The following is a 13,240-nucleotide window of genomic DNA, read 5'->3' as shown; positions in this document are numbered from 1 at the left end:
CTTCCTCTGCCGGTGTCGTGCTGCTCCCAGCCTGTCCGAGCGGGGCGGTGTTAAGATTACCCACGTTCCGCGTGGACGACTTCTGCGCTTGCGTAGCCACGACCGACTAACAGCATGAACACACAACACTGACAAGGAAAATCGCGCGCGATGTCGTCGACCCCCAACATTCTCGTCGTAACAGCTGACACCCTGGGCTCGCGCATGGCCGGTCCGGCCATCAGGGCATTCGAGATGGCCAAGGCAATATCCAAGGTCACAACAGTTCGCCTCGTGTCGACAACGTACTCGTCGCTGACACATCCCGACTTCGAGGTCCTGCACGCGACGCCTCCCGAGCTGCACGCGCAGGAGCGATGGGCAGATGTCATCATCTTCCAGGGGCACCTGTTGGCCAGCCACCCGTGGATGAAGCAGTCTTCGAAGATCATCGTTGCCGACATCTACGATCCGATGCACTTGGAACAGTTGGAACAGGGAAGTGATCTTCCGACGGAGGAGCGCTTCCTTGCTTCCGCGTCCATTGTCGGCCTGCTCAATGAACAGATCGAACGCGCGGACTACATGCTGTGCGCGTCGGAGAAGCAGCGTGATTTCTGGCTTGGCCAGCTTGCCGCTGTGGGGCGTATCAATCCCGCAACGCACGATCAGGACGCGAGCCTGCGAGCGCTTCTTGACGTTGCACCGTTTGGGGTTGCCGATAGTGCACCGGTTCAGCGGAGGCATGGGATCAAGGGCACCGTGCCGGGAATCGGGCCCGATGACAAGGTCATCATCTGGGGTGGTGGAATCTATAACTGGTTCGATCCGCTCACCCTCATCAGAGCCGTCCACAAGCTATCTATCAAGCGCCCGGATCTCAGGCTCTTCTTTCTCGGAGTCAAGCATCCGAATCCGGCCGTGCCGACGATGAGGATGAGTTTTGAGGCGCACACGCTCGCCCGCGAACTCGGCGTCCTCGATTCGGTGGTGTTCTTCAACGAAGGATGGGTTCCTTACGAGGAACGTGCAGACTACCTTCTCGATGCCGATGTCGGGGTGAGCACCCACCTCGAGCACCTCGAGACTGCGTTCAGTTTTCGTACCCGAATACTCGATTATCTCTGGGCCGGGTTGCCCATTGTGAGCACAACGGGCGATACCTTCGCAGAGATCGTGGAAAAGCAGCAACTCGGCCGCACGGTGCCACCACGAGATGTCGATGCCCTCGTGCAGGCAATTGACGAGGTCCTGTACGACGACGCCGAGAATGCGCGAGTTTCCGCGCGCGTCACCGAGTTCGCCGCAACGATGACCTGGGCGATCGCACTGCAGCCCCTCATCCAGTTCTGCATGAACCCGCACCAGGCGCAGGATCGCTCGTTGGGAATCGAGCCGGCGAGTAGTTATCAGGTGCGAAGGCTGACCACGCGTGTGGCGGGTCTGGAGGCCAGTTTGTCCTGGCGGATAACCGCGCCGCTGAGGGCCACCACCGACGGCGTCAGAAAGCTCCTCGGTCTGCGTCGCAAGCTATAGCCGATAAACTCTTGACCACAATCCGTGCCAGAGAGAGGTTCGACATGGCCGAATCCAGGCCGGGCGTTGTGTCCGTCGTTCTCGTTAATTTTCGCGGCGCGGAGCTGACGATAGAAGCGGTAAACGAGCTTCGGAAAGTTGACTGGCCTGAAGATCGGCTCGAAGTCATCGTGGTGGAGAACGCCTCGGGAGATGACAGTGCGGCGAAAATCAGGGCGGCGGCCCCGTGGGTCAAACTCGTTGAGTCGACGGAGAATCGTGGTTTTGCCGGCGGGTGCAACTTGGGCGTCGAGCACAGCACGGGAGAGTTTATTGCTTTCCTGAACAGTGATGCGAAGCCCGACACCCAGTGGATTCACGCTGCCGTCGACACCTTCGGTGAGTCGGATCAGATTGGAGCCGTCGCGAGCAAGGTCCTCGACTGGGAAGGAAATCTGGTCGATTACGTCGACGCGGCGATGACCTGGTTCGGGATGGGATATAAGCCGTTCGTGGGTCAGAGGGAAGCCTCGTACCCACATCGCGCGACCGATGTGCTGTTCGGCACCGGATCGGCAATGTTTGTGCGCCGGAGCGTCTATCAACTCCTTGAGGGTTTCGACGAAAGATTCTTCATGTTCTTCGAAGATGTGGACCTCGGCTGGCGGCTCAACCTTCTCGGCTATCGCTATCGATACCAGCCGGACTCCGTTGCCTTCCACAAGCATCACGGGTCGGTGAACAAGTTCGGGTCGTTCCGAGAGGACTATTACCTGGAACGCAACGCCCTCTTCACCCTGTACAAGAATCTTGGTCAGGAACGGCTCGACGAGGCACTTCCCGCCGCTATCGCCCTGTCGATCAGGCGCGGCATAGCCAAGGGCGGATCCGACTCCACAGAGTTTGACTTCCGGAACCCGGAAGGCGACTCCGAGCCGCAGCAGCTGGTGTCTCGCCAACTGCTCGCGAGCGCGTATGGCGTGGACCAGTTCGTGCAGGAGCTCGCCACCATGACGGCCTCCCGCGACAGGATCCAGGCGACAAGGGTCATCTCCGACCGCGCGATCTGGTCGCTGTTCCGTCGTGTCGACGCCCCATCGAACGACGACGAGGACTATCTCGAAGGCTACGAAAATATCGTGCAGGCGTTCGACGTGCTGGAGCGTCCGGAGAATACGAAGGTGCTCATCGTCACCGGAGATCCAATCGGTGCCAAGATGGCTGGCCCGGCGATCCGTGCCTGGCACATGGCGGAGGCACTCTCGGCAGACAACGACGTGAGGCTCGTCACGATGTCTGCTCTCGAGGCCATCGACGCACCATTTGCTGTGGCGCACGTTCGTGCCGGTGACAATCGCGCTTTCGCGCCGCACGAAGCCTGGGCAGACGTGATCGTCTTTCAGGGTCATGCCTTTGCCGTGTTCGAGGCATTGCAGTTCTCCGAGAAGATCATCGTTGCGGACATCTACGACCCCATGCACCTCGAGCAACTTGAGCAGGGGCGCGAACTCCCTGTAGCGACCTGGGACAAGCAGGTTACCGATGCCACCGAGGTGTTGAACAATCAGCTGTCCCGCGCTGACTTTCTTGTCTGCGCGTCGGAACGGCAGAAATTCTTTTATCTGGGCCAGCTTGCGGCTCTGGGTCGGATCAACCCCGCCAACTATGAGAACGATTCCGACCTCAGCGGGCTGATCGATATAGTGCCATTCGGCCTCGATAGCACGCCGCCGGCACATCGCAAGGCTGTGCTGAAGGGCGTGCTTCCGGGGATTGCGGCGGATGACAAGGTCTTGCTGTGGTCAGGAGGGCTTTACAGTTGGTTTGACCCCAAGGGACTGATTCGAGCCGTTGCAATGCTCTCGGAGCAGCATCCGAACGTGCGCCTGTTCTTCCAAGGCACGAAGCATCCACACCCTGGGGTTCCGGAGATGGCGATCGTGAGCGAGTCGCGCGCACTTGCCGCGGAACTCGGCGCGCTCGACAACACGGTCTTTTTCAATGCGTCCTGGGTCGACTATGCCGACCGGGAGAACTTCTTGACGGAGGCGGATGCCGGGGTGAGCACGCACTTCACCCACGTCGAGACCACCTTCTCCTTCCGCACCCGTATACTTGACTACCTTTGGGCGGAGTTGCCCATGGTGGTCACAGAGGGCGACAGCTTTGCCGAGCTGGTAGAGGCCGAGGGCCTCGGCGTGGTCGTGCCGTCTGGCGATGTGGAGGCGCTCGCGGAGGCAATTGAGCGAATCCTCTTCGACGACGAGTTCATTGCTGTGAGCCGGGCCAACATTCATCGGGTGCGGGAGGCCTTCTTATGGGAGCGGACGCTCGCTCCTCTGGTCGAGTTTGTGCGCCACCCGCGCCGCGCCGCAGACCTCGTAGAACGCCGCATGGCCGCGCAGGACATCAACGCGACCGTCCGTGCGCGCAAGAAACGGCGCAAGCCGTATGGATTTCGCCATAATCTGCACCTCGTGCGGCACTACCTGAGCAACGGCGGCCCGCGGGTTGTGTTTGGGAAAGTACGCAATCGCCTTCGGCGTCGTTGATGGCCAGCGCCGAGGACGGGCATGGTGACCGGCGCCGAGAGGGGCGACGAGAGACTGGGTTTGCGGGGATGTGTGCTGCGGCGGCTTTGGGGGCCAGTCCCTTAGAGTTCCTATTACCACGATCAGAGAGTGCGACCCCTGCGTCATGACCAGCTCAACCGTAACCCAGGCAGAAAACCAGCCGCCGACGCGTGGCGTAGTGGCACTTTCCGCGCAGCCGCGGCGCAGCCTCAAAGAAGGCCTGGCCGGCCATCAGAACTCCTTTGGGGTCATTCGTCTCGTTCTGGCTGCGGCGGTCATCTTTTCGCACGCATTCCCGCTCGGAGGATGGGGTGAAGATCCGTTTGTCACCCTGGTGAGGCATCAGCAAAACCTGGGTGGGATGGCCGTTCTCGGATTCTTCGCCATCAGTGGCTATCTCATCACCAAGAGTGGAACCGGCGCAGATGCGCTCCAGTTCATCTGGCGGCGGTTCCTGCGCATCTTCCCGGCTTTCTGGCTCGTGCTGCTGGTCGCGGCGCTCATCGTGGGGCCCGCGGCCTGGCTGATGATGGGCCGCAACCTGGGTGACTACTTCGGTGCCGGGATCGGTGGGCCCGTGCATTACTTTGTCGCCAACTGGAAGCTGACCGTAGGCACGTACAGCATCTACGACATCTTCCAGACAACGACTCCCTATGGGCTCTCCGGCGCCGGCTCTGTGTTCAACGGGTCGCTATGGACGCTCGCCTATGAGTGGGGTAGCTATCTCATCGTCTGGGCGTTCGTCATCTTCGGAGTGCTGAAGCGTGCGCGCATCCTGGTGCCGGTCGTGACGGCGTTCTATTTCTTGCTCCAGGTCGCCTCGAAGATTGTCCCCGGTGCCGCCGGCCAGATATTTCCGTACTTCGCAGACCCGTATCGGGTCAGCCTGCCGCTGATCTTCCTGTTCGGGGCGTGCCTTGCGCTGTACTCGCACAAGGTGCCGCTCGATGCACGATTGGCCGCGCTCTCGGCCGTCGTCGTTCTGGTGACGCTGCGCTATGGCGGATTGGACATCCTCGGGTATCCGGCAATCGCGTACTTCGTGATGTGGCTTGCTGCCGCGCTCCCGCGTTCTTTCCAGTGGATAGGCGCCAAAAACGACTATTCCTATGGGATCTATGTGTATGGGTTTCTCGTGGAGCAGTTCACTGCTTTCCTCGGCTGGAACCGCTGGGGGTACGTTCCGTGGGTTCTGGTCTGCCTTGCCATTACCGTAGGCTGCGCGTGGTTGAGCTGGCACGGCCTCGAGAAATGGGCGCTTGCGCTCAAGGACTTCGGCCCGGGCAAGGGACTTCGCTTCTGGTATGACCGGTCACGGGGTCTCATTTCCCGTGGCCACAGGCAGGAGCGTGCTGCTTCTACTTCCGAGTAGGGGCACGTGTGCCGTTTTATAGAGTCGGATGCGCCGCGAAAGGCGCCTGAGAAGAAGGACGTTCGTGTCAGGATCAGCTATCGGAACCGTTTTGGTGACCGGCGGAGCAGGCTTCATCGGCTGCGCTCTCTCGAGTGAGCTCGCCTCTCGCGCTGAACGATGGGTGGTACTCGACAACCTTCATCCGCAGGTTCACCCGTCCCGCGAACGGCCGGCCGACCTCCACGAGGCGGCGGAACTCGTCGTGGGCGATGTGACGGATGCCGCGGTCTGGGACGCTCTGCTCAGCGACGTTCACCCGAGTCTGGTCGTGCATCTTGCGGCGGAGACAGGGACGGCGCAGTCGCTCCACGAGGCCACTCGTCATGCTCAGGTCAACGTGGTTGGTACCACCGAGATGCTCGATGCTTTCGGCAGGGTGGGGCACATTCCCCCGCGCTTCGTTCTGAGCAGCAGTCGCGCAGTCTACGGCGAGGGCGAATGGCAGCGTGTGGACGGTTCAACTTTCCTCCCTGGTCAGCGCTCACACAGCCAGTTCGAACGCGCACAGTGGGACTTCGATGGTGCCGTTCCCCTACCGAGTGAAGCGTCCCGCACCTGGCCTGCGCCCACGAGTGTCTACGGCGCTACCAAGCTCGCGCAGGAGAACATCCTCTCGTCCTGGGCCAGCTCTCATGATGCTCAGCTGACGATCCTGCGTTTCCAGAACGTGTACGGTCCCGGCCAGTCGCTGATCAACTCATACACCGGCATCGTGTCCCTGTTTTCGCAGTGGGCGCGGGAGGGCAAGTCGATCCCGGTTTACGAAGATGGCCGCATCACGCGTGACTTCGTCTATATCACTGATATCGCCAAGGCCCTCGCCGCGGTGATCGTGGATGCCCCGAAGGGCGATGTGACCCGTTTCGACGTCGGCTCCGGTGTCGGGACGACCATCATGGAGCTTGCCGGCCAGATTGCGAAATACCACGATGCGCCGGCCCCCCACATCACCGCCGCCTACCGTGATGGCGATGTACGGCACGCGGAGTGCGACATCACGCGTACCGTGGCAACGCTCGATTGGAAGCCGTCGTGGGATGTCGAGCACGGCATTGCCGCGCTCCAGGAGTGGATAGCAGCTCAGGACTAGCGGTGGTATCGACAGCGCGCAGATGGAACTCCAATGGAGCTCTGCTGATTCTCGCTGCCACTGTCACGGCTGGCGTTGCCGGATACCTTGTCACGCTGGTTGTCTACCGCTTCATCGGACCAGCAGCGTATGCCGTGTTTGCGATCTTCTGGGCCACGCTATATCTCGTTATCGGCGCCAGCTCCGGCGTGCAGCAAGAGATCACGCGGGCGACCAGTCCGATCGGCTCCCTGCGCACTACGCATTCGGCCAGTGCTCGGAATTTTGCGCTCGTGGCCGCCGCGATCATCGTTGCCGCGATAGTGTGCAGTGCACCGCTCTGGGTCGATTCGGTGTTTCCCGCCGACGGGTGGGCCCTTGTCTGGCCGCTTGCCGTCGGCGCCGGGGGATACGTACTGGTGGCGGTGCTGGCCGGCTCGCTCTATGGCGTGAGGCGGTGGCCTTCGCTTTTCTTGATGATCGTGGTCGACGGTCTGATGCGATTCGGGTTCGTGATGATCGTCCTGATCTTCACGCAGAACGTCGTCGCGCTCGCCTGGGTCGTGGCCGTGCCCTTTCCCCTGACGCTCATGGTCCTCTGGCCGTTCATCCGTGCGGGAATCGTGGGCAGGTACGAACTGGATACGAGCTATCGCACGCTCGCCTGGAACTCCGCGAGAACCGTACTCGCCTCCATGGCAACCGCCGTGTTGGTCAGCGGGTTTCCTTTGCTTCTCGGCGTGACCTCTCGGGGCGAGTCCACTGTGCTGGTAGGCCAGCTCATTTTTACCATCACCCTGACGAGGGCCCCTCTCATCGTCACCGCGATGTCGCTGCAGAGCTACTTCGTCGTACACTTTCGTCACCATCGCAGCGGGTGGTGGAGGCTCCTCCTCGGGATCCTTGGCGTTATCGTGACCGGCGGTGCGGTGCTCGGTACCCTTGGATGGTGGCTCGGACCAGGGGTGTTCGAGTGGGTCTCCGGCAAGCCCTTTTCGCTCGGCGGCGGGCTGATTGCGGTTCTGGTTGCATCATCCGCTCTCGTCGGTGCCCTGTTTGTCACCGGACCCGCTGTTCTCGCGCGGGCACAGCACCGCGTCTACTCTCTGGGGTGGGTGGCGGCAGCGTTGCTCACGATCGGACTCATGATCACGCCGATCGATTTTCTCCCACGAGTGGCCCTCGCGCTGCTGCTCGGCCCGTTCGCGGGCCTGCTGGTTCATCTCTCCTGGCTGGTCGCCTCACGCGGGGAGCCCGTCGACGAAACTCAGGACTCGTCGATGGGGCTTTGAGGCTCCTGCTCAGTGAGCTTGAGCTCGAGCAGCGCGAGACGCTCGGCCAGCGCTCTGGTCTTGCTCTCCAGCTGAGTCAGCTCTGAGCTGTGCTGGAGACAGACCAGGAACAGGATGGCAATGCTGACGAAAAAGACCAGGTTGATCGGCACCTCGATGCCGATGAGATTCGCTGCCCAGGTCAGGGTCGCGGGGAAGATTCCGGCAACCAGCGTGAAGATCCCGGCGACCAGCCACCAGATCGCGTGGCGCTCGCGCAGACTTCTGCGCCGCAGCAACTCGATCACGATCGCGAGCACCACAAGCGCGGAGACTATTCCAAAGACGTAGCTGGTTATCGTCATGAGACACCTCCAACCCGGTATGCCGCTGCTGGTCGGATGAACGCAAAGGTGAGCGCCAGCACCGCGCGACCAAGATAGGCAGCCGACTTGAAAGGGTTATGCGACGGTACCCCCGCAGTGCGCAACCGCATCGCCACGGGAACCTGTTTAATCACCAACCCGCACCGGGATGCGATGACCAGGGTTTCAATGGTGTCTCCCAGGTACTCGGCGGGGTAGTGCTCCGCGAAGACTGCGACCGCTCGTGGACCCGAGGCGCGAAACCCCGATGTCGTGTCGGTGAGATCTGTTCCGGAACTCCGGCTCAAGATCTTGCTCAGCACAACCATTGCCCAGCGGCGCGGCCCGCGCACTGCATACTCGCCTTCGCCCGCGAAACGGGCTCCAAGTACGAGGTCTGCTTCGCCGAGCGCCTCAAGAAGCTCGGGAACTCCTGCCGGGTCGTGCTGGCCATCCGCATCGATCTGGATGACAGTGTCATAGCCGTTCTCGAGCGCGTAGCGGAAGCCCAATCGCATCGCGCCGCCCACGCCGAGATTGTACGCAAGCCGTGCAACGTGTGCGCCAGCATCGCGGGCGACCCGGCTCGTTGCATCCTTCGATCCATCGTCTACAACGAGCACATCAACACCGGAGAGCTTCGCGAAAACTTCGCGCACGACGTCGCCGACTGATGCTTCTTCGTTGAAGGCCGGCATCACAATTAGCGTCTGGTTTCGCATGCTGGGCACAATCATGATCTTATCGAGTGCCTCTTATGGCTTGGATTTACTGTAAGGGCGTCTGAGTACGTGTTCCAGGAGCGTTCGTCGCCCCGCTCGAGTGCCGTGTGCGATTGCGCTGGGCAACTCTGTGAGCGCGTTGAGACGTGAGGAGAAATGGTGACGCGCCGCGCGCGCCGCTCGGTGCCAGCTCAGAGCATCGCACGCCTCTGCGGCTGCATAGAAAAGGGTACGTTCCTGCATGAACTTTGACCCGTCCGGAGCCGTCAGGGCCGACACGCTGCCGGAGTGGCGGCGATAGTTGAACACTATGTCGTCGTCGAGAACGAGGCTGCCTCCGGCCTTGGTGATCTCCAGGAGCATTGCCAGGTCCTGCACAACGTCTAGGTCGGTGCGGAAGGTGAATCGTGAGAGTTGGGAGGTGCGCCAGACCAGGGAGGGGAAGTACGTCCAGTTTCCGCGCAGCAGGCTGAGCGCCAGTGGCTCTCCACTGAACTTTCTGGCGCCCGTGCCTGCGAAACGGTACAGGCGCTTGACCACGTCGGCGAGTGGGTTCGAGGGTGTGCTGTTCTCGTCGATGGTGGACACCCCGGGCTGAATAATGTCGGCGTCGGGAAACTGCCGAATGAGTTCATGTACTCGCGAGACATATCCGGGGAGCATGACATCGTCGCAACCCATGATCACGACAAATTCGGATTGCGTGAGGCTCACGCATTTGTTGTAGTTGCGGCTCGGGCGAAGATTCTGGTCGTTGCGGATGTACGTCACACGGGGATCGTCAATGGCCTTGGCCCACTCGCCGGGCTCTGTATCCGGGTAGACGTCGTCCACGATGGTCAGGCGCCAATCAGGGTCACTCTGGGCCAGCACGCTCGTCACCGCTTCTCTAAAGTGGTCAAAACGTCCATAGAAGGGCATCATGATGTCGAGCGTCACGATCGACCAGCATACCCGTCGTTAGTCGCCCGCCAGCGTCAGGGGGTGCGTTCCACCACCCGGTAGATCGTGAGGGAGGTCACCGGAAGATCGAAACTCTTTGTCTCCTCCAGGCACGGCGAACTCAGGTCGACGTGATCGGAGAGCACGTAGTCGACATTCTTCTGTGCGAACGACGAGCAGGCATCGAAGGTCACGAGGATCTGATCCGGTGCGGGATTGGTCATGGTCGGCTCGCCGGTGCCTGCCTCCCAGTTGACCCCGGCAAGGCGGTTCCATACGAGATTGGATGAACCTGTGGGGTCGATCTCGCGCCACATCTTCTGTGACGGCGCGCCCTGCGTGCCGTTGAGGGCATGTGTTCCTGTTTCGAGCAGTAGCGCCGTCACTTCAGGGCCTCCCATGCCGACCCACGTTCCCGGGTCAGCCTTTTGCACCTGCACGATCTCCTTAGCCACCGGCGTCGTGCGCAGGTCGAAAACGCCGAGGTAGACCGGGTTGACGGCGATGGTCGCCGTCACCGTCACCAAAGCAAACGCGACGGCACCGAGCGCGAAGCGCCTGCGGGAGAAGAAGAATATCGCTGCTGCTGAAACTACTGCGTATGCCCACCACAGAGGGGAATCGTGCCAGAGCTTCCCGGGGCCTGCCACGACGACGATGGCCGCGGCAATGGCCGCTTGCGAAAGGAGAAAGAGCCCTGCAGTGATGACCGTGATCGCCACGCCCGCCCTGGCTCTGTGCGAGTCGAGCGATCGGATGATATATCCGAGAATGGCGAACGATGCGAGTCCGAACCCTATGCGGGTTCGACCCTCGGTCGTGCGATCGAGGAAGAGAATGTGGGCGAGCCGGTCCCACCCTGGTATGTAGAAGAATGCGATGAACAGCACGACCGCGGCGCATAAACCGATGAGGGCCCAAGGCAGGGGTTTTCGCTGCTGTGCCGCGCGCCACACTATCCAGCCCGCTATTGGCAACATGAACACGCCGATGAAGAAGAACGTCGAGGCTTCGGAGGAATTAGTGCCGAGAAAACCGCCTCCTCGACTGAGTGACTCTGAAAATGAGGAGCCAATCGCGCGCGCCAGCGAGAGAAGGTTGCTGGCCCCCGTGGGGGTGAGCCGTTCCCCGGGGTATGCCGTGGAGAGAAAACTGTCGACGGTCACACGTTCGGACTGGAGCCAACCGAAGGTGACGAGGGCCCCCGCCGCCCCGCCCGACAGCAACGGTGCGACCTTCTTGAGCAGCTCGAGCCAAGGGGGGCCGTCTTGCTTGCGCTCGACTAGAAATCCGATGAAGAAGAAGGCAACGACCAGCACGACGGGAATGATGAAAGGCGCATAGATACCCATAGCCATCGTGGTAGTCAGGAACGCGACAACCGCAGCCCATCCCCAGCGGGAGCGCGATGAGTGGTTCTTGATCGCCCAGATCAACGCTGTCATAGTCGTCAGTCCCCAGGCGACGGACCAGAACATCACCGACTGAAACCACCACTGGAAGAAAGGGCTGTAGAAGAACCCGACGGCGAGTGCCGCAGACAGGATGGGCCGACGCGGAAGCAGAGTGACGAGGAAGCAGAATGCGGCTGCCATCAGGGCAAGAGCAGGCATCCACCACTTCCAGGCGGTGGCATGGCCCACGTCCATGATCATGTAGCCCCAGAGCTGCGGCTGTAAGGCCACAGACCAGTCGAGCCTGGGAAGGTTTTGTGGCAGGGCGGCATCCATCCCTCCAGGCATTACAGAGTTGCGTTCTGGCAAGCCCAGCTGCACTTGCGAGATCGACCAGGCCGTAGTGACGTACCACTCGTCCGAGCGGATGAGCTGCGGATGCCCCACGACAAGCTGCGGATCTTGGCTCGTGTACATGAGATCACGCATCGCGCCCGATGATGTTCCATTAAGCCCGACTCCCACGAGGATTGCACCGAAGATGAGCAAGAGAGCGGGGAAACTAAGCAGCACACGATAGCGGGGAAGGCCATCGGTGCGCGGCTCGATCGCGACCAGATAACGGGGGCGAAGAGTGTTCCACCTGTTGCCCGGTCTGCGCGGCGGTACGGTCTGGCTTTCGTGCATGAGGCTCCAGGACGAGGGGTTGCCAGAGCCCATATTCGGTGCTCTATAGAGTTGGCATTCGTCATTGTACGGGAGCCTCGAAGGCCTGGACTGCTAGCCTTCGATGGGCATCTGGTGGGTCGTGGGCGCTCGAATGTGGTCGAGACGAACTGGCGCAGGGAGTGGATCTTAACGAATGAGCAGCACCACGCGAGAGCCTGAGCTGAGGGTCGCCTTGTCGATGCTGACGCTTGTTCCGGGCGGCATGGGCGGCAGCGAGACTTACGCGCGGGCGCTCACTCGTCATCTGGTGGGCATCCCCGGTTTCACAGCAACGGCTCTCGTGCCGGGGCCTGCTGCGGGATTCAGCGAGGGGGCAGCAGAAACAGTTATCGAGTCAGTACGGGGTGGGGTGTCTACGCGCGCAAGGCTGCAGGCCGTTGCAGCGGCAATAACGCACGGCCCGTCGATTCGGGCCGCCATGTCGTCCGCGGATGTTGTGCATTATCCGTTCACCGTGGAGGCGCCGAAAGCGGCCAGGAACCAGGCTATTGTGCAAAGCCTTCACGATGTGCAGCACCTCGATCTACCGCACCTGTTCAGCAAGGCCGAGCTGTTGTATCGACGCTATTTCTATGAGGCCGGTGCCCGACGTGCAGACATTATCGTGACCATAAGTGAGTTTGCGAAACAGAGAATCGTAGAACTGTTGGGTATTGCGGAGGAGAAGGTGCGAGTGGCCTACCTCGGCGTCGACACCGCGAGCTTCATTCCTCAGCATGGGCCACGTGAGAACTTCGTGTTGTATCCGGCACGGGGATGGGCTCACAAAAACCACTCGCGGCTGATCGAAGCGATGCGAATCGCACGCATGACAAACCCGGAGCTTCGGCTTGTGCTGACAGGCGGCGGCCTGGACGCGCTCGGGCCTGTGCCGGACTGGGTGGAGCGCAAAGGCCTTGTGAGCACGGAAGAGCTCCGCACCCTGTACAGGTCTGCCGCTGCGCTTGTCTTCCCGAGTCTCTATGAAGGGTTTGGGCTTCCCCCGCTTGAAGCGATGGCCTCGGGATGCCCAGTTGCGGTATCGAACGTCGGATCCATTCCCGAGATTTGCGGCGATGCCGCCGTGTTCTTCGACCCTCTCGATCCTGAATCGATTGTGGAGGGAATCTCCAGTGCGATTGCGCGGACCGACGAACTCTCTTTGGCTGGAGTCGTGCATGCGGCGAAGTTCACCTGGACGGCGTGCACGGACTCGCATCTGTCGGCGTATCGTGATGCCAGAGACCTCAAGAGGTATTAATGCTGGGCTGCCCAGGCGAGTCAC

General features: G+C 61.2%; 10 protein-coding genes. 6 read left to right on the top strand and 4 right to left on the bottom strand.

Features of this window, described 5'->3' with window-relative positions; translation table 11 throughout:
* Positions 1-150 precede the first annotated feature (150 nt).
* The 5 genes from ABUA28_RS13885 (at position 151) to ABUA28_RS13865 (ending at position 7,845) form a co-directional block, all read left to right on the top strand.
* Positions 151-1,515, top strand: a complete 1,365-nt coding sequence (locus ABUA28_RS13885; RefSeq protein ID WP_349904886.1) for a glycosyltransferase family 4 protein — start codon at positions 151-153, stop codon at positions 1,513-1,515.
* Positions 1,516-1,559: 44 nt separating this feature from the next.
* Positions 1,560-4,046 carry a glycosyltransferase gene (locus ABUA28_RS13880; RefSeq protein ID WP_349904885.1) on the top strand — a complete coding sequence of 829 codons (2,487 nt, stop codon included), beginning with the start codon at positions 1,560-1,562 and terminating at the stop codon, positions 4,044-4,046.
* Positions 4,047-4,191: 145 nt separating this feature from the next.
* A complete protein-coding gene (locus ABUA28_RS13875) occupies positions 4,192-5,442 on the top strand; it encodes an acyltransferase family protein (RefSeq protein WP_349904884.1) in 1,251 nt (416 codons plus the stop codon).
* 64 nt (positions 5,443-5,506) lie between these two features.
* Positions 5,507-6,574, top strand: coding sequence for an NAD-dependent epimerase/dehydratase family protein (locus ABUA28_RS13870; RefSeq protein ID WP_349904883.1), 1,068 nt, complete (start codon positions 5,507-5,509; stop codon positions 6,572-6,574).
* Between the two features lie 2 nt (positions 6,575-6,576).
* A complete protein-coding gene (locus ABUA28_RS13865) occupies positions 6,577-7,845 on the top strand; it encodes a polysaccharide biosynthesis protein (protein WP_349904882.1) in 1,269 nt (422 codons plus the stop codon).
* Here ABUA28_RS13865 and ABUA28_RS13860 read toward each other — a convergent pair.
* From ABUA28_RS13860 to ABUA28_RS13845, 4 genes are read right to left on the bottom strand one after another with little or no spacing between them, the layout of a single operon-like run.
* Positions 7,821-8,189: a DUF2304 domain-containing protein gene (locus ABUA28_RS13860; protein ID WP_349904881.1), complete on the bottom strand. Its 369-nt coding sequence runs from the start codon at positions 8,187-8,189 to the stop codon at positions 7,821-7,823. The two genes, ABUA28_RS13865 and ABUA28_RS13860, sit on opposite strands and share 25 nt — an antisense overlap.
* A complete protein-coding gene (locus ABUA28_RS13855) occupies positions 8,186-8,911 on the bottom strand; it encodes a glycosyltransferase family 2 protein (RefSeq protein ID WP_349904880.1) in 726 nt (241 codons plus the stop codon). The genes ABUA28_RS13860 and ABUA28_RS13855 overlap by 4 nt, the downstream gene beginning before the upstream one ends.
* A 33-nt stretch (positions 8,912-8,944) precedes the next feature.
* Positions 8,945-9,850 (bottom strand): glycosyltransferase family 2 protein, encoded by a 906-nt coding sequence (locus tag ABUA28_RS13850; RefSeq protein ID WP_349904879.1) that lies wholly within the window; start codon positions 9,848-9,850, stop codon positions 8,945-8,947.
* 38 nt (positions 9,851-9,888) lie between these two features.
* On the bottom strand, positions 9,889-11,934 hold the full coding sequence (locus ABUA28_RS13845; RefSeq protein ID WP_349904877.1) for a DUF7657 domain-containing protein: 2,046 nt from the start codon (positions 11,932-11,934) through the stop codon (positions 9,889-9,891).
* 175 nt (positions 11,935-12,109) lie between these two features.
* Here ABUA28_RS13845 and ABUA28_RS13840 point away from each other — a divergent pair, with 175 nt between their 5' ends.
* Positions 12,110-13,216 (top strand): glycosyltransferase family 4 protein, encoded by a 1,107-nt coding sequence (locus ABUA28_RS13840; RefSeq protein WP_349904875.1) that lies wholly within the window; start codon positions 12,110-12,112, stop codon positions 13,214-13,216.
* The last annotated feature ends 24 nt before the right edge of the window (positions 13,217-13,240 follow it).

The organism is Parafrigoribacterium humi (assembly GCF_040227205.1).
In the GTDB taxonomy this organism is placed as follows: domain Bacteria; phylum Actinomycetota; class Actinomycetes; order Actinomycetales; family Microbacteriaceae; genus Parafrigoribacterium_A; species Parafrigoribacterium_A humi.
This window is presented reverse-complemented; position numbering and strand designations above follow the sequence as displayed.

Excerpts from the sequence above, each read along its gene's own strand:
- ABUA28_RS13885 (WP_349904886.1), top strand. The coding sequence starts at position 151 with ATGTCGTCGACCCCCAACATTCTCGTCGTAACAGCTGACACCCTGGGC.
- ABUA28_RS13880 (WP_349904885.1), top strand. The coding sequence starts at position 1,560 with ATGGCCGAATCCAGGCCGGGCGTTGTGTCCGTCGTTCTCGTTAATTTT.
- ABUA28_RS13875 (WP_349904884.1), top strand. The coding sequence starts at position 4,192 with ATGACCAGCTCAACCGTAACCCAGGCAGAAAACCAGCCGCCGACGCGT.
- ABUA28_RS13860 (WP_349904881.1), bottom strand. The coding sequence starts at position 8,189 with ATGACGATAACCAGCTACGTCTTTGGAATAGTCTCCGCGCTTGTGGTG.
- ABUA28_RS13855 (WP_349904880.1), bottom strand. The coding sequence starts at position 8,911 with ATGCGAAACCAGACGCTAATTGTGATGCCGGCCTTCAACGAAGAAGCA.
- ABUA28_RS13845 (WP_349904877.1), bottom strand. The coding sequence starts at position 11,934 with ATGCACGAAAGCCAGACCGTACCGCCGCGCAGACCGGGCAACAGGTGG.
- ABUA28_RS13840 (WP_349904875.1), top strand. The coding sequence starts at position 12,110 with ATGAGCAGCACCACGCGAGAGCCTGAGCTGAGGGTCGCCTTGTCGATG.